The sequence below is a fragment of the Bosea sp. 124 genome (genome assembly GCF_003046175.1).
Classification (GTDB): Bacteria; Pseudomonadota; Alphaproteobacteria; order Rhizobiales; family Beijerinckiaceae; genus Allobosea.
This window is the reverse complement of sequence record NZ_PZZM01000001.1, coordinates 2,390,649-2,406,130: the sequence shown is the minus strand read 5'-3', so window position 1 is coordinate 2,406,130 and position 15,482 is coordinate 2,390,649. Positions and strand designations below refer to the sequence as shown.

Sequence of the window (15,482 nt, the reverse complement as noted above, 5' to 3'; positions counted from 1 at the left end):
AGCAATAATGAAACACTATAACATCACTATCTCTGAAGATGGCCCCGAGGCAAGAGGCGCCGTGCAAGCCCGCCCTGCGAACCGATCAGGAGCGACCCGAGATAGAGCGCCCCCGCCGCCAGGATGATCGCCGGCCCGGCCGGCAGATTGGCCCCGGCCGAATAGGAGACGACCAGCCCGGCATAGCCTGCGACCATGCCGAAGCCGCTCGCGAGCAGGATCAGGCGGGTGATGTCGGCGGTCCAGAAGCGCGCGGCAGCGGCCGGCAGCATCATCAGCCCGACCGCGAGCAAGGTGCCGAGCGCATGGAAGCCCGCGACGAGGTTGAGCACGACGAGGCCGAGAAAAGTCAGATGAACCACCCCGCCCGAGCGGCTGACCGAGCGCAGGAAGCCGGGATCGACGCATTCCATCACCAGCGGGCGGTAGAGCGCGGCCAGCGTCAGCAGCGACAGGCTCGCCACGCCGGAGAGCAGGATCAGCACATCATCGTCAAGCGCCAGCACATTGCCGAAGAGGACATGGAAGAGATCGACCGCCGAGCCGCGCAGCGAGACGATGGTGACGCCGAGCGCCAGCGAGATCAGATAGAAGGCAGCCAGCGAGGCATCCTCCTTGATCACCGTCACCCGCGCCACCGCGCCCGCCGCCAGCGCCACCGCGAAGCCGGCAGCAAGCCCGCCCAGCGTCATCGCCGGCAGCGAGAAGCCGGCGACGAGATAGCCGATCGCGGCGCCGGGCAGGATCGCATGCGCCATCGCATCGCCGGTCAGGCTCATCCGCCTGAGCATCAGGAAGACACCGATCGGCGCGCCCGACACCGACAGCGCGACGATGCCGACCAGCGCGCGGCGCATGAAATCGAACTCGGCGAAGGGGCCGATCAGGAGGTCGTAGAGAGGCGTCATCGGCGGGCCCAATTCTCGACGCCGTCATTCCAGACAAGCCGCGAAGCGGCGCCGATCCGGAAGCCATCATCGGGAGCCGTCGGTGCCCCACCCTGGATTCCGGGTCTCCGCTGCGCTGCACCCGGAATGGCGACGTCTTTATCGTCTCAAATCGGCGGAAGGCATCACGCCGCGTCGCGCTCGCAGGGCGCGGCATGGCTGTCGAAGGCCTCGACCATGCGGCGCGCCTTCAAAAGATTGGCGGGCGTCAAAACCTCGGCCGTCTCGCCCCAGGCCACCGTCTCGCGCGCCAGCAGCAGCGTGCGCGGGAAGGCCCGGCGCACCGTCTCAATGTCGTGCAGCACGGCGACGACGGTGCGGCTCTCGCCATGCCAGCGCTGCACCAGCGCCAGAAGGTCGGCCGTGGTGCGCGCATCGATCGCGGTGAAGGGCTCGTCGAGCAGGATGATGTCGGCATCCTGCAGCAGAAGGCGCGCAAACAGCGCGCGCTGCATCTGCCCGCCGGAGAGCGCCCCGATCGGACGGCGCTCGAAACCGGCGAGACCGACCGCGGCGATCGCCGACTCGACCTTGGCCGCAAAGCCGCGCCCGATCCGCCCGAAGATGCCGGCGCTGTTCCACAGCCCCATCGCGACGAGGTCATAGACATGGATCGGGAAGGAGCGGTCGAGTTCGGCCGATTGCGGCAGATAGGCCAGGCGCCGCCCACCGGCGACGGAAACATCCCCGCCAAGCGGCGACAAGGCGCCGGCGATGCCCTTGAGCAGGGTCGACTTGCCGGCGCCGTTGGGGCCGACGATCGCCGTCAGGCTGCCTGAGGCGATCTCGCCCGAAAGATGATGCACCGCCGGATGGCGGTCATAGCCCAGCGTCAGATCGGTGAGGCGGATGGCGGACACGGGGTTGGCGGCTATTTTCACAGGATCCGGCCTTTTCACAGGATCACGGCGAAGGTCGCGAGCCACAGCAGCACGACGACCCCCGCGGCAAGACCGATCCGCCCCAGCGCCGACAGGCGCAGAAGCGACCAGCCAGGGTTCTCCGGGACGGCATGGGAAGCGTGGTGGGCGTGCGCGTGAGCCATGCGCGATGATATAATGTTACGAACAAGCTGGAGCAAGTGGAGTCTTTGCAGGGTGCCACAGCTCACCGTCATGCTCGCCCTTGTGGCGAGCATCCACGTCTTCGTCACAGGGCTCGACCCGCGAAGACGTGGATGGTCGGGACAAGCCCGACCACGACGACGAAGGCCCAGCGTGATAGTCGCCTCAGAACGGCAGGTACTGATACAGCCAGGTCTCGGTCAGCACCGTCTCCCCGGCCTTCAGGAAGCAGCGCATCTCGACCGGGTCGCCGCCGTCCACCGTGAGGTCGAACTGCGCCCGCCAATGGCCGGGCACGTCGTTGGGCACCGCTTCCGCGAAGATGTAGGAGAATGAGCCGCGCGAGGCCGAGAGCACGACCTCGGGCTTCACGCCGAAGGGGATCGTCTCCAGCGCCGGCCCCCTGAACTCGATCATGAACTTGCGCACGCCCTTGGGGCGCGTCGTGCCGGGCTGCCCGCCATTGCCGAGACGTGTCGCGACGACGCGGCCGAGCACCGTCGGGAAGGGCTCGTCGGCGAGCCAGTGCAGCCGGTAGCGGAAGGCGAAGGAGGCGCCGGCGCGGGCCGGGCCAGCCGGAACCCACATCGCGACGATGTTGTCGTGGATCTCGTCATCGGTCGGGATCTCGATGAGCTGGACCGCCCCCTTGCCCCAGTCCCCTTGCGTCTCGACCCAGAGGCTCGGCCGGCGCTCGTAGAACACGCCGTCGAGATAATGCCCGACCTCGCGGTCGCGCTGCATCAGCCCGAAACCGCGCGGGCTCTCGTCCATAAAGGAGGAGGCGGTGGTGCGGGAGGGATTGTTGAGCGGCCGGAAGGCGCGCTCGCCCGTGCCGGTCCAGAGCGCGAGTCCGTCGGAATCATGCACCTCGGGCCGCCAGTCGACCGCCGTCGCCTTGGCCGTCTCGGAATACCAGTACATCGAGGTCAAGGGCGCGATGCCAAGCCGTTCGGCATCCTTGCGCAGGAACAGCGCCGTCTCGATCTCCATCACCACGCCCTTGCCGCGATGCATGCGGAAGCGATAGGCGCCGGCGACGCTCGGCCCCGACAGCAGCGCATAGACGACGACGAATTCGGCGCCGGGTTGCGGTGTCTCGAGCCAGATATGGGTGAAGTCGGGGAACTCTTCCGCCCGGCCCCCGACGGCCGGATCGACGGCGAGCCCGCGCGCCGAGAGCCCGTACTGGTAGAGTTCGCCGATGGCACGGAAATAGGAAGCGCCGAGGAAGGCGACCCAGTCGTTCTTCTTCCAGTCGAGCGCCTCGCCCTTACGGCCGGGATGTCCCGTGCGGCTCTCCTGGAAACGGAAGCCGGCGAAGCCCGCGCCGCGCGGCAGCTCGCGTGCCGGCGAATCCGCCGGCATCTCGAAATAGCTCTCGTCGTAGACGATCTCGCGCGCCTTCCCGTCGTCCAGCACATGCATGCGCACCGGCTTCTGGAAGTAGCGACCGAGATGGAAGAACGTCACCGGCCAGGGCGACGGGCCGTCGGCCCACAGCGCCATCTCCGGCCTGAACCGGATCTTGCCATGGGCATCGTAGTCGATCCGCTCCAGCACGTCGGGGCGCGGACTCTGCGGCACCTGATAGGGCTGCGCCGCCAGATCGCGCGCCCGCATCTTCAGCGCCTCGAAGCCGAAGGTCTCCGCCTCGCCCAGTTTCAGACCCTGCTGCGCCAGCGCGTCTGGCGAGAAACCGAGCGCGGCCAGCGCCGCTGTCGCGCTGGCACCGGCCAGCAGCATGCGGCGGTCGGGGCGGGGCGATCTGGCGCTGGGGTGCATGGCGGGCGGGGCTCGTTCGGCTGGAAAAAGGACGGTCGGCCGTCAGGGTGGAATCCGGGCTAGCCTGTCCCGGCGGCAAGGGCAACCGGGGAGGCGTCGGGTCTCGATGGACCGCAATCATGGCGAAAGCGTCACGCATCGGGAACCGCTCCGCCTAATGTCGGAGGCCAGCGCCTTTCAATTTCGCTCCGGCCTGATCTACAAAGAGCGGTAGACCAGCACGCCATGCTGGCGCTTTTTCACTGGGAGGTTGCATGCACGCGTATTTGTCCAGCCGGCGTTTCGCCGGGTTCGCCACCGCTGCCCTGATTGCACTCGCACCGGCCTCGGCCCGCGCGCAGGATTTCATCAACGTGCTGACCGGCGGCACCTCGGGCGTGTATTATCCGCTCGGCGTGGCGCTCTCCAAGATCTATGGCGAGAAGATTCCCGGCACCCGGCCGACCGTCCAGGCCACCAAGGCCTCCGTCGAGAACCTGCAGCTCCTGCAACAGGGCAAGGGTGAGGTCGCCTTCACGCTGGGCGACTCGCTCGACGCCGCCTGGAAGGGTGACGAGGAAGCCGGCTTCAAGAGCCCGCTGAAGAAGCTGCGCGGTATCACCGCGATCTACCCGAACTACATCCAGATCGTCGCTTCGAAGGACAGCGGCATCAAGACGCTGGCCGATCTCAAGGGCAAGCGTCTTTCGGTCGGCGCGCCGAAATCCGGCACCGAGCTGAACGCCCGCGCGATCCTCGCCGCAGCCGGCCTGTCCTACAAGGATCTCGGCAAGATCGAGTATCTGCCCTTCGCGGAATCCGTCGAGTTGATGAAGAACCGCCAGCTCGACGCCACGCTGCAATCGGCTGGCCTTGGCGTGGCCTCCCTGCGCGATCTCGCGACCTCGGTCGAGATCACCGTCGTCGAGGTGCCGGCCGCGGCCGTCGACAAGGCGGGCCCGCCCTTCATCAAGGTCTCGATCCCGGCCAATACCTACACCGGCCAGACCGCAGCCGTGCCGGCAGCCGCCGTGGTCAACTACCTCGTGACCCATGAGGGCATGAAGGAGGAGACCGTCTACCAGATGACCAAGGCGATCTACGAGAACCTTGGCGATCTCGGTGCCGCCCATGCCGCAGCTCGCTCGATCAAGCTTGAGAACGCGCTCGATGGCATGCCGCTGCCGCTCCATCCCGGCGCGGCCCGCTACTTCAAGGAAAAGGGACTGAAGGTCGGCTCCTGAGCCATCCTTCAGCCACGCGACACAGGCGAGGCCGGTTGACCCGGCCTCGCCTTTTCTGTGATGGCAGGCCAGAAGAAGCACCGCCCGCCAAGGGTTAAGAGACGGGGACGCCGCGATGAGCCAGAATGCAGCAAGACCGCTCGCGGTGCCCGATATCGCCGGCACGCATGCCTCGACGCCCGTCCCCTATGATCCCGAACACGGCCTGCCTGCCACCTTCGGCACGGGCTGGAAGGGCAGGCTGCTGTTCTGGCTGGCCGTCGGCTTTTCGGCCTTCCAGGTCGTCACCGCCTTCGGCATCCCGCTCGATTTCAGACTGGTCGGATCCGTCGCCTGGCTGACGCCGATTACCCTGATCCGGATCGCCTTCGTGCTCTGGCTCGCCTGGATCGTGCTGGGCGCGGTCCGGGGCAGGTCCATGATCGAGCCCGCCATCGCCTTTCTCGCCATGCTGGGCGCCTTCGAGCTGGTTTCACTCTATACGGGCACGCTGCCGAACCAGGTGCTGCGCACCGTCCATGTCGGCTTCCTCGCGCTGATCGCCTGCGGTCTGCTTGCGAATGCCGATGAGACCTCTCCCATCGGCCGCCTGGTCTGGTGGGCCATCGGCGGCGTCGGCTTCGCCGTCGGGCTTTATCACTGGTGGAACTACATCGAGCTGGTGAACCGTGCCGGCGAACTGACCGATGCCGACATGGTCGTCGGCATCACCGCGCTGGCCGTGCTGTTCCTGCTGGTCTGGCGCGCCATGGGCATCGCGCTCCCGCTGGTCGCCGGCACCTTCCTGGCCTACTGCCTGTTCGGCCGCTATCTGCCGGCCCCGTTCGACCATCGCGGCTACAGCTTGGAGCAGGTGATCGAGCAGATGTCCTTCGGCACGGAGGGACTCTACGCGACGCCGACGGCGGTCTCCGCGACCTTCATCTTCCTGTTCATCCTGTTCGGCGCCTTCATGGAGCGCGCCGGCGTCATCGACTTCTTCAACGACATCTCGATGGCACTGTTCGGCGGCAAGCAGGGCGGGCCCGGCAAAGTCTGTGTCGCTTCCTCGGCGCTGATGGGCACCGTCTCGGGCTCGGGCGTCGCCAACGTCGTAGCGTCGGGCCAGTTCACCATCCCCCTGATGAAGCGCTCGGGCTTCACCGGCGCCTTTGCGGGCGGCGTCGAGGCGACCTCCTCGATGGGCGGCCAGATCATGCCCCCTGTCATGGGCGCCGTTGCCTTCATCATGGCAGAGACCATTGACGTGCCCTATTCCAAGATCGTCGAGGCGGCGATTATCCCGGCGATCCTCTATTTCGCCGCCTGCTACTGGGCGGTGCATCTCGAAGCCGGCAAGCTCGGCCTGACCGGCCTGCCCAAATCCGAGCTGCCGAGCGCGCGCGCCGAACTGCGCAAGAACTGGTACCTGATCGCGCCGCTGCTGGTGCTGGTCTATCTGCTCTTCGCGGGCTTCACCCCGCTTTTCGCCGGCGCGATCGGGCTTGCCCTGACCGTCGCGCTGATTCTCGCGCTCGCCATCTCGGCCGGGCTCGGGACCACCGCGCTCCGCGTCGTCTTCTGGATCGGTTTTGCGCTAGTCTCGGCCGCCTCGATGGCGATCAGCGTCGCCACCGTCCTCGGCGTCGTCCTGCTGCTCGTGGTCTGGAACATCCTGCGCGGACGCTCGGGCCGCGAGGTCCTGACGGCCTGCATCGAATCGCTTGCCGACGGCGCCCGCCAGGCGTTGCCGGTCGGCCTCGCCTGCGCGCTGGTCGGCATCGTCATCGGCACCATGACGCTGACCGGCATCGGCACGATCTTCGGTTCCTGGCTGATCGGCATCGGCAAGGAGAGCATGTTCCTCGCGCTCATCCTGACGATGATCTTCAGCCTGATCCTCGGCATGGGCATCCCGACTATCCCGAACTACATCATCACCTCGTCGCTGGCTGCGCCGATCCTGCTGCAACTCGACGTGCCGCTGATCGTCAGCCACATGTTCGTGTTCTATTTCGGCATCATGGCCGACCTGACGCCGCCGGTCGCATTGGCAGCCTTCGCCGCTGCGCCCATGGCCAAGGTCTCTGGCATGAAGATCGGCGTGCAGGCGGTGAAGATCGCCCTGCCCGGTTTCGTCATCCCCTATATGGCGGTCTATGACCCAACCTTGATGCTGCAGCCCGTAGCTGGCCTGGAAGGCGCGAGCTACTGGCTTGCCGTGATCTATATCGTCACAAAAGCGACGCTGGCGATGATCCTGTGGGGCGCAGCCTTCGTCGGGCAACTGACGCGGCCGCTCGCGATGTGGGAGCGCATCCTTGCCGCAGTGGCCGCCGGTTTCCTGGTCGCGGCGGTGCCCCTGACCGACGAGGTCGGCTTCGCTCTTGCCGCCGTGATGATCGGCCAGCATCTCTGGCGCGTGCGGGCGTCCAGACGCGCCGCCGCATGAGCCTCTGCCTGGCAGCCGGCGCGCTCGTCGTCGCGCTCGGCAGCGACGAGATCACGCTGCGCTGGCGCCATTCGGTCCAGAAAACGCTGTGGGAGGAGGTCTGGCGGGAAACACCCGCCGGGCTGGTTCTTTCGGAAGCCCGCATCCAGGGCTCCGGCGCCGGCATGGATCCGCCGGACGAAGCCCGGCTGATCGACGGGTTCTGGCGCTGGTCGCCCAAGCTTCCGGCGCAGCGAGAGATCGTGATGCGTCGCTCCGGCGCGACCGCCGACTGGCAGGTCTGTATCGCCGGAGGGTGCCGGCCGATGGGGGATCATCTGCCGCCGGAGGCGGACCCCGTGACCCTGAAGGCCTGCGGCTGAGCCTCAGCCGCCCTGGCTGAGCCGTTCGACCTTGAGCACGCGGCGCATCAGATTGATCATGGCGTAGCCGGCGAGCAACGAGAACAGAGCCATCAGCACATAGCTGACGATCGCACCCAGCTCGAACAGGCCAGCCAGCGCCCAGCCCGAGGCGAGCGCCACGCCGAACAGCTCGACCGCGATCAGGATGCCGAGCGAAATCACCATGATCAGGTTGCGCCAGTTGGTCTGCCTTGCGGCCATGCTGTCAGTCCTCAGTCGTGGGGCGCAAGCGCTCCCACTTTTCGGGCGCAAGCTCTAGCGAAGCCGGCTTCGGCATGCAACAAAATCGCGCCGTCCGGCCGAAATGGTTGTTTGCGTTCAGCTTGAAAAGACCCTGATGATCGATACGCCTGTCTTCGGTGCCGCAGCCGCCGCCGCGCCTCACCATCTCGCCTCCGAAGCCGGGCGCGCCATCCTCGCCGAGGGCGGCAACGCCATCGAGGCGATGGTCGCCATGGCCGCGACCGTCTCGGTGGTCTATCCCCATATGAACGCCATCGGCGGCGACGGCTTCTGGCTGGTGCACGAGCCTGGCGGCAAGGTCCACGCCATCGAGGCCTGCGGCCCGGCCGGCGCGCTCGCCACCATCGAGCGCTACCGCGAGAAGGGCCATGATGCGATTCCGCAACGCGGCCCGGACTCGGCCCTGACGGTCGCGGGCGCGATCGGCGGCTGGGAGGCGGCGCTCGCGCTCTCGAAGACGCTGGGCGGCCGGATGCCGCTCAAGGACTTGCTGGCGGACGCCATCCGCCATTGCGACGAGGGCTACGAGATCTCGCCCTCCGAACTGCGGACCTGGCCGCAGCAGGTCGAGGCGGTGAAGGAAGCGATCGGCTTCAGCGAATTCTTCTGGCCGGGCGGCAAGCAGCCCAAGGCCGGCGCGCGCCGCAAGCCCGACGCGCTCGGCGCGACCTTCCGCCAGCTCGCGGAGGCCGGTCTCTCCGACTTCTACCGCGGCGACATCGGCCGCGAGATCGCCCATGACCTCGACGCCATCGGCGCGCCCGTCACCCGCGCCGACATGGAAGCCTTCAAGGCGCGGATGGTCCAACCGCTCTCGATCCGGCTGCCGGAACTGACCGTCTATAATTTCGCGCCGCCGACGCAAGGCGTCGCCTCGCTTTTGATCCTCGGCATCTTCGAGAAGCTCGGCATCGCCCGCGCCGAAGGCTTCGACCATCATCACGGCCTCGTCGAGGCGACCAAGCGCGCCTTCGCGATCCGGGACCGGATCGTCACCGACCCAGCCTTCGCGACCGTCGATCCCATGAGCGTGCTGACCGACGCCGTCTTCACCCGCGAGGCCGCTGCGATCGACCGCAAGCGCGCGGCGAGTTGGCCTTTCAGGACCGGAGACGGCGACACCGTCTGGATGGGCGCGATCGACGGGTCGGGACTGGCCGTCTCCTATATCCAGTCAATCTACTGGGAATACGGCTCGGGCTGCATCCTGCCGCGCACAGGCATCAACTGGCAGAACCGCGGCGTCGCCTTCTCGCTCGATGCAAAGACGCTCAACCCGCTGAAGCCCGGCCGCAAGCCGTTCCACACGCTGAACCCGGCCTTCGCCCGCTTCGACGACGGCCGCATCATGTCCTATGGCGCGATGGGCGGCGACGGCCAGCCACAGTTCCAGGCGCAGATCCTGTCGCGCTACCGCTTTGGCCAAAACCCTGCACAAGCCGTCGACGCGCCACGCTGGCTCTTCGGCCGGACCTGGGGCGCGGGCTCGATCTCGCTCAAGCTCGAAAGCCGTTTCGACCCGATGCTGCTGGCGCGGCTGACCGGCTCCGGACACCCGGTCGAGGAGTATTCCGAAGCCTATTCCGACCAGTTCGGCCATGCCGGCATGCTGGTGAAGCACCCGAAGGGCCATGTCGAAGCGACGCATGATCCGCGTTCCGACGGCGATGCGCGAGGCTGCTAGCGTATTTTCGAGCGAAGTTGACACCGGCTAGCGTGAAGAAAATGCGCCAGTGACCGAGAGGATTTGACCGCGATGCTTGTCGACGACCCGTTCCGCTGCTTCGTCCCCTATCCTGAAGCGTCCGTGAAGCACGCTGCGACCGGCCCGCTCGCCGGGTTGACGCTTGCCGTGAAGGACCTGTTCGACGTCAAGGGCTACCCGACCGGAGCCGGCTCGCCGATCGTGCTGGCGCAGTCGGGTATCAAGACCAAGACCGCCCCGATCGTGAAGACGCTGCTGAATGCCGGCGCGCGCTTCGTCGGCAAGACGCATACCGACGAACTCGCCTTCTCGCTCAACGGCAAGAACGCGCATTTCGGTTCGCCGATCAATCCGGCCGCGCCGGACCGCATCACCGGCGGCTCCTCCTCAGGCTCGGCCGCGGCCGTTGCCGGGCGCCTGGCCGATTTCGCGCTGGGCTCGGATACCGGCGGCTCGGTGCGGGCGCCCTCGAGCTATTGCGGGCTTTTCGGCATCCGGCCGAGCCATGGCCGGCTCTCGCTCAAGCGCGTCTGGCCCCTGGCAGACTCCTTCGACACGCCGGGCTGGTTCGCGCGTGACGGCGAGGTCTTCGCCCGTGTCGGCGAGGTCCTGCTCGGCGCCGACAGGGTGACCTTGCCCGAGACCCCGCGCCTGCTGCTCGCGGACGAACTCTTCGCCCAAGCCGTTCCGGAAGCCGAGACGTTGCTGCGCAACACCATCCAGCGCATCGTGCCGCTGCTCGGCGAGCCGCAGACCGTCACCGTCGCGCGCGATCTCGATGCGCTCTACTGGGCCTCGCGCCGCATCCAGGGCCGCGAGGCCTGGACCAACGACGGCCCGATGATCGAGCGCTTCGGCGTGCCGCTCGGCCCCGGCGTCGGCGACCGTTTCGCCTATGCCAAGGCGATCACCGATGCGGATTTCGAGAAGAGCGAAGCGGTCCGCAAGCGCTTCCGCAGCAAGCTCGCAAGGCTGCTCGGCAGCGACGGCGTGCTGCTCTTGCCGACCGTGCCCGACATCGCACCGCTCGCCATCGCCGGCGAGGACGAACTCGACGATTTCCGCAATCGCGCGCTCCGCCTGCTCTGCCTCGGCGGGCTCTCGGGCTTCCCGCAGGTCTCGGTTCCGGTGGCACGCCGCGAGGGCGCCCCGCTCGGCCTCTCGCTGATCGGCCCCAAGGGCTCGGACAAATCCCTGATCGCGCTCGCGGTCCGGCTGGAGCGCGCGGCACGGATGCGAATCGCCTGAGCAGGCAACCAGAAGGAGACAGCCATGAGCGGTCACCATCACCACGACCACGATCACGACAACCACTTCACCCCGATCGAGGCGCGGGTAAAGGCGCTGGAATCGCTGATGGTCGCGAAGGGCTATGTCGATCCGGCCGCCCTCGACGCCATCGTCGAGACCTACGAGACCAGGGTCGGCCCGCGCAACGGTGCCCGCGTCGTCGCCAAGGCGTGGCTCGATCCGGACTTTGCCGCGCGGCTGAAGGCGGACGGCTCCGCCGCCGTTGCCGAGCTCGGCTATGGCGGGCGCGGCGGCGAGCACATCGTCGCCTGCTTCAACACTCCGCAAGAGCACAATCTCATCGTCTGCACGCTGTGCTCCTGCTACCCGTGGCCGGTGCTGGGTCTGCCGCCGGTCTGGTACAAATCGCCGCCCTACCGCGCCAAGGCGGTGATCGACCCGCGTGGCACCCTCGCCGATTTCGGCGTGACGCTGCCCCAGGGCCAGCGCATCCGCGTCTGGGATTCGACTGCCGAAACCCGCTTCATCGTCATCCCGATGCGGCCCGCCGGCACCGAGGGCTGGTCCGAGGAGAAGCTCGTCTCCATCGTCAACCGCGACGCGATGATCGGCACCGGGCTGCCGCGCGTGGAGGATGCGTCATGAACGGCGGCCAGGATCTCGGCGGGCAGATGGGCTTCGGCCCGGTCCTGCCCGAACCCAATGAGCCGATCTTCCATGCCGATTGGGAGAAGCGCGTGCTCGCGATCAATGTCGCGGCCGGCGCCATGGGCGCCTGGACGATCGACGGCATCCGCGCCGCGCGCGAGAGCCTGCCGCCGGCGCAGTACCTCTCCTCGTCCTATTACGAGATCTGGCTGGCGGGGCTCGACAAGGTGCTCGTCCAGCACGGCTTCCTGACGCGGGAGGAACTCGCGCAAGGCCAACCGCTCGCCCCCGCGAAGACGCCCAAGCGCGTCCTCAAGGGCGAGGACGTCCCGGCCGTCCTGCGTCGCGGCTTCCCCTTTGAGCGAGACGCCCCCGCCCCGGCGAAATTCGCCGTCGGCGACCGCATTCGCACGCTCGTGATGCACCCGCAGCACCACACCCGCTTGCCGCGCTATGCCCGTGGCAAGCAGGGCGTGATCGAGCGCGTCACCGGTTGCCATGTCTTCCCGGACACCGGCTCGCAAGGCCTGCCCGAGACGGCGCAATGGCTCTACACCGTGGTCTTCACCGGCCCGGAACTCTGGGGCCGCGACGCCGACCCGACATCGACGGTCTCGATCGAGGCGTGGGAGAGCTATCTTGAACCCGCCTGACAGTGATCTCGCCATCCGGCTCGCTGCCGACACCCCAATCCCGCGCGACGCGGACGGCCCCGTCTTCGCCGAACCCTGGCAGGCGATGGTCTTCGCGCTGGTGGTCGAGCTTCAGGGCCGGGGCGTGTTTACGCCTGAGGAATGGGCGCAGGCGCTTGGCGCCGAAATTCGCGAGGCCCTCGCAAAGGGCGGCTGCCGCGACGGCTCGGATTATTACGAGCGCTGGTGCGAGGCGCTGGAGCATCTGCTCATCGCCAAGGGCCTCACCTCGCATGACGGCGTCGACGCGCTCGCGGCCTCATGGGCGCGCGCGGCGGAGGCGACGCCGCATGGCAAGCCGATCCTGCTGGAGAACGACCCGCAGAAGGGTTGAACAAGGCTCCGGCGAAATCATTCGATCTCGGAAACCGTCAAATTCCGCTCACGCCACGCCAAGCGACAGGAGGTCGTGCACATGCACGAGCCCGACCGGGCGCTCCTCGGCATCGGCGACGATCAGCGCGGTGATGCGCAGGCGGTTGACCAGCTCCAGCGCCTCGCCGGCCAGCGCATCGGGCGCGATCCGGCGGGGGTTGGGGCTCATCACGTCGCGCGCCCGCTGGGCCGCGCCGCCGCCGGCCATCAGCTTTCGGCGCAGGTCGCCATCCGTGACGACGCCGGCCAGCCGACCATCGAGATCGGTGACGATGGCGCAGCCGAAGCCCTTGGCCGAGATCATCGCGATCACGTCCGGCACCGCCGTATCGAGGCCGATCAGGGGCAGCGCCCCGTCCCGATGCATGATGCTGGCGACCGTCTTGAGCTGCGCGCCGAGCTTGCCGCCCGGATGGTAGACGAAGAAATCCTGCCGCGAGAAGCCGCGCGCTTCCAGCAGCGCGACCGCCAGCGCATCGCCGAGCGCGACCTGCATCGTCGTCGAGGTGGTGGGGGCGAGCCCGTTCGGGCAGGCCTCCTCGGCCTTCGGCAGCAGCAGCGTCACATCCGCCTCGCGGCCGAGCGCGCTGTCGGCATTGGCGGTGATCGCGATCAGCCCGACACGGAAGCGCCGTGTATGGGCGACGATGGCGGCAAGTTCCGCCGTCTCGCCCGACCAGGACAGGGCGACAACCACATCATTGGGCTGGACCATGCCGAGATCGCCATGGCTGGCCTCGGCCGGATGCACGAAATGCGCGGGCGTCCCGGTCGAGGCCAGCGTCGCCGCGATCTTGCGCCCGACATGGCCGGACTTGCCCATCCCGGAGACGACGACGCGCCCGCCGGCGGCCTGGATCATTGCGACCGCAGCGCTGAAGGGTTCGCCCAGCCCGTTCGCCAGGGCGGCGTGAAGCGTGTCGAGGCCGGCGCGCTCGGTCGCGATGGTGCGGAGCGCGGAAGCGCGGATATCGGCTGTCATGGCGCGCGCTCTAGCACGGACGACCACCGCGTTTCCAGCATCGGCCTTCAAGCCTGCCATGCATTGACGCCCCGTTAACCGAGTTCGTTCTAACTCCGTTAACCATGCGCGCTCTCCGGGCGCGCCAGACCTCATGCCTGGAACGACGCAAGCCCCGTGTCCCGCCGCGCAACGACCCTGCTTCTGACCGGCGTCGCCACTGCCAGCCTCGCGCTGGCGGTGACTGCCGTGCAGGCGCAGCAGGCGCGGCGATCGACCCTGCGCCCGACCGTTCCGGCCTATGTCGCCCAGCAGCCCGCGCCGGAACCGCCAGTCGCTTCCTCGCTCTCGGCGACACCTGAAGCGGTGCGAGATCCCGCCGCGCTGATCCAGGGTCAACCCTCGGCGATCTCGCGCCGCGCCCCGCCGAACGCCAGCCGGCCGGTGCGCGCGACATCCGTGCGCGGCGTCACCCAGCGCCAGTTCCGCGCGCCACAGCCAACGGTGACCGGGTTGCCGCCGCCGCTGCCGCCACCGCCTCCACCACCCCGCCGCCGCGTCACGGCGGAGGAAGACCCCTATGCGCCGCTCGGGCTGCGGCTGGGCAGCGTCGTGCTGAAGCCCGCGATCACGGGTGGCATGGGCTACGATACCAATCCGCAGCGCAGCGCCGGCGCGGACCGCAAGGGCTCGCCCTTCAGCCGGACGGACGGCGAGGTCGAGATCCAGTCGGACTGGAACGTCCACGAGCTCAAGGGCAAGCTGCGCGGCGGCTACAGCTCGTATTTCCGCGACCATGAGGCTTCACGCCCCGATGCCGAGGGCAATCTCGATCTTCGGCTCGACGCATCGCGCGACACCCGCATACTGCTCGAATCGCGGCTGAAGCTCGATACGCAGCGCCCGGGCTCACCGGATCTGAACGCGCCCGTGACCGGCCGCCCGCTGGTCTACCAGTACGGCGCCTCGGCCGGCGTCACGCACGACATCAACCGCCTGCAGATGACGCTGCGCGGCTCGGTCGACCGCAGCGACTATGAGGACGCGACGCTCACCAGCGGCGCGATGCTGAGCCAGCGCGACCGCAACCAGACGCAACTCGGCCTGCGCCTGCGCGCGGCCTATGAGGTGACGCCGGGCTTCAAGCCCTTCGTCCAGGGCGAGATCGACACCCGCGAATTCGATCAGGCCGTCGATTCGAGTGGCTACCGGCGCTCGTCGGAGGGCGCCACCGGACGCGTCGGCTCGACCTTCGAGATCAGCCGCCAGCTCACGGGCGAGGTCTCGGTCGGCTACCAGAACCGCAAATACGACGACAATCGCCTGCGAAATCTCAAGGGCTTCGTCGGTGACGCCGCGATCCTGTGGTCGCCGACGCCGCTGACCACCGTGACGCTGCGCGGCACCTCGGAGCTCGGCGACACCACCATCGCCGGCTCCTCGGGCACCACCGCCAGGCGCGTCTCGCTCGAAATCGCCTATGCGCTGCGCCGCAATCTGATCGTCACCGGCCTCGCCAGCTTCGGCCGCACCGAATATGACGGGCAGGGCCTGCGCGAGGATTTCATCAGCTACGGAGCCCGCGTCGAATACAAGCTGACGCGGACCTTCTCGGTGCGTGCGAGCTTCACGCAGGAGCGCCTGAACTCGACGGCGCAGGGCTCGGACTACACCGCCAACGTCGCGCAGGTGGGGTTGCGGGTGCAGTTCTGATACGAGCGGCGAGCCTCGAGCGCACTCCGTCATGCTCGCC

15 protein-coding genes are annotated in these 15,482 nt (G+C 67.9%); 9 read left to right on the top strand and 6 right to left on the bottom strand.

The genetic code is table 11. The features are described 5' to 3' along the window. Positions 1-26 precede the first annotated feature (26 nt). From C8D03_RS11325 to C8D03_RS11310, 4 genes are all read right to left on the bottom strand, one after another. Positions 27-908, bottom strand: a complete 882-nt coding sequence (locus C8D03_RS11325; RefSeq protein ID WP_108046350.1) for a metal ABC transporter permease — start codon at positions 906-908, stop codon at positions 27-29. 164 nt (positions 909-1,072) lie between these two features. Beyond that, on the bottom strand, positions 1,073-1,828 hold the full coding sequence (aztA, locus tag C8D03_RS11320) for a zinc ABC transporter ATP-binding protein AztA (RefSeq protein ID WP_248308432.1): 756 nt from the start codon (positions 1,826-1,828) through the stop codon (positions 1,073-1,075). A 14-nt stretch (positions 1,829-1,842) separates the two neighbouring features. Then, entirely contained in the window at positions 1,843-1,992 is a 150-nt protein-coding gene (locus C8D03_RS26440; RefSeq protein ID WP_181300892.1) for a hypothetical protein, read from the bottom strand. 184 nt (positions 1,993-2,176) lie between these two features. After that, positions 2,177-3,796 carry an OpgD/OpgG family glucan biosynthesis protein gene (locus tag C8D03_RS11310; RefSeq protein ID WP_108046347.1) on the bottom strand — a complete coding sequence of 540 codons (1,620 nt, stop codon included), beginning with the start codon at positions 3,794-3,796 and terminating at the stop codon, positions 2,177-2,179. A gap of 254 nt (positions 3,797-4,050) precedes the next feature. On the opposite strand from C8D03_RS11310, the gene C8D03_RS11305 reads away from it, so the two are divergent. The 3 genes from C8D03_RS11305 to C8D03_RS11295 all read left to right on the top strand — a co-directional run bounded on the left by C8D03_RS11305 (position 4,051) and on the right by C8D03_RS11295 (position 7,812). Beyond that, positions 4,051-5,019 carry a TAXI family TRAP transporter solute-binding subunit gene (locus tag C8D03_RS11305; protein ID WP_108046346.1) on the top strand — a complete coding sequence of 323 codons (969 nt, stop codon included), beginning with the start codon at positions 4,051-4,053 and terminating at the stop codon, positions 5,017-5,019. 115 nt (positions 5,020-5,134) lie between these two features. Further along, positions 5,135-7,450 (top strand): TRAP transporter permease, encoded by a 2,316-nt coding sequence (locus tag C8D03_RS11300; RefSeq protein WP_108046345.1) that lies wholly within the window; start codon positions 5,135-5,137, stop codon positions 7,448-7,450. Beyond that, positions 7,447-7,812, top strand: a complete 366-nt coding sequence (locus tag C8D03_RS11295; RefSeq protein WP_108046344.1) for a DUF1850 domain-containing protein — start codon at positions 7,447-7,449, stop codon at positions 7,810-7,812. The genes C8D03_RS11300 and C8D03_RS11295 overlap by 4 nt, the downstream gene beginning before the upstream one ends. A 3-nt stretch (positions 7,813-7,815) precedes the next feature. On the opposite strand, the gene C8D03_RS11290 is transcribed toward C8D03_RS11295, so the two are convergent. Then, on the bottom strand, positions 7,816-8,055 hold the full coding sequence (locus tag C8D03_RS11290) for a hypothetical protein (protein ID WP_108046343.1): 240 nt from the start codon (positions 8,053-8,055) through the stop codon (positions 7,816-7,818). Positions 8,056-8,191: 136 nt separating this feature from the next. On the opposite strand from C8D03_RS11290, the gene C8D03_RS11285 reads away from it, so the two are divergent. From C8D03_RS11285 to C8D03_RS11265, 5 genes are all read left to right on the top strand, one after another. After that, positions 8,192-9,781: a gamma-glutamyltransferase family protein gene (locus C8D03_RS11285; protein ID WP_108046342.1), complete on the top strand. Its 1,590-nt coding sequence runs from the start codon at positions 8,192-8,194 to the stop codon at positions 9,779-9,781. Between the two features lie 72 nt (positions 9,782-9,853). Then, entirely contained in the window at positions 9,854-11,050 is a 1,197-nt protein-coding gene (locus C8D03_RS11280) for an amidase (RefSeq protein WP_108046341.1), read from the top strand. A gap of 24 nt (positions 11,051-11,074) precedes the next feature. Beyond that, a complete protein-coding gene (gene nthA / locus C8D03_RS11275; protein ID WP_108046340.1) occupies positions 11,075-11,698 on the top strand; it encodes a nitrile hydratase subunit alpha in 624 nt (207 codons plus the stop codon). Continuing rightward, a complete protein-coding gene (nthB, locus tag C8D03_RS11270) occupies positions 11,695-12,354 on the top strand; it encodes a nitrile hydratase subunit beta (protein WP_108046339.1) in 660 nt (219 codons plus the stop codon). The genes nthA and nthB overlap by 4 nt, the downstream gene beginning before the upstream one ends. Further along, complete coding sequence (locus tag C8D03_RS11265; protein ID WP_282568591.1) at positions 12,341-12,727, top strand: nitrile hydratase accessory protein; 387 nt, start codon at positions 12,341-12,343, stop codon at positions 12,725-12,727. The genes nthB and C8D03_RS11265 overlap by 14 nt, the downstream gene beginning before the upstream one ends. Before the next feature lie 48 nt (positions 12,728-12,775). Here C8D03_RS11265 and C8D03_RS11260 read toward each other — a convergent pair whose 3' ends face one another. Further along, entirely contained in the window at positions 12,776-13,750 is a 975-nt protein-coding gene (locus C8D03_RS11260; RefSeq protein WP_108046338.1) for a KpsF/GutQ family sugar-phosphate isomerase, read from the bottom strand. 156 nt (positions 13,751-13,906) lie between these two features. Between C8D03_RS11260 and C8D03_RS11255 the strand changes: the two genes are divergently transcribed. Continuing rightward, positions 13,907-15,442 (top strand): outer membrane beta-barrel protein, encoded by a 1,536-nt coding sequence (locus C8D03_RS11255; protein ID WP_108046337.1) that lies wholly within the window; start codon positions 13,907-13,909, stop codon positions 15,440-15,442. Positions 15,443-15,482: the final 40 nt, after the last annotated feature.

Coding starts and splice junctions, on each gene's coding strand:
- C8D03_RS11305 (WP_108046346.1), top strand. CDS start 4,051: ATGCACGCGTATTTGTCCAGCCGGCGTTTCGCCGGGTTCGCCACCGCT.
- C8D03_RS11285 (WP_108046342.1), top strand. CDS start 8,192: ATGATCGATACGCCTGTCTTCGGTGCCGCAGCCGCCGCCGCGCCTCAC.
- C8D03_RS11290 (WP_108046343.1), bottom strand. CDS start 8,055: ATGGCCGCAAGGCAGACCAACTGGCGCAACCTGATCATGGTGATTTCG.
- nthB (WP_108046339.1), top strand. CDS start 11,695: ATGAACGGCGGCCAGGATCTCGGCGGGCAGATGGGCTTCGGCCCGGTC.
- C8D03_RS26440 (WP_181300892.1), bottom strand. CDS start 1,992: ATGGCTCACGCGCACGCCCACCACGCTTCCCATGCCGTCCCGGAGAAC.
- C8D03_RS11280 (WP_108046341.1), top strand. CDS start 9,854: ATGCTTGTCGACGACCCGTTCCGCTGCTTCGTCCCCTATCCTGAAGCG.
- C8D03_RS11300 (WP_108046345.1), top strand. CDS start 5,135: ATGAGCCAGAATGCAGCAAGACCGCTCGCGGTGCCCGATATCGCCGGC.
- C8D03_RS11310 (WP_108046347.1), bottom strand. CDS start 3,796: ATGCACCCCAGCGCCAGATCGCCCCGCCCCGACCGCCGCATGCTGCTG.
- C8D03_RS11295 (WP_108046344.1), top strand. CDS start 7,447: ATGAGCCTCTGCCTGGCAGCCGGCGCGCTCGTCGTCGCGCTCGGCAGC.
- nthA (WP_108046340.1), top strand. CDS start 11,075: ATGAGCGGTCACCATCACCACGACCACGATCACGACAACCACTTCACC.
- C8D03_RS11325 (WP_108046350.1), bottom strand. CDS start 908: ATGACGCCTCTCTACGACCTCCTGATCGGCCCCTTCGCCGAGTTCGAT.
- C8D03_RS11260 (WP_108046338.1), bottom strand. CDS start 13,750: ATGACAGCCGATATCCGCGCTTCCGCGCTCCGCACCATCGCGACCGAG.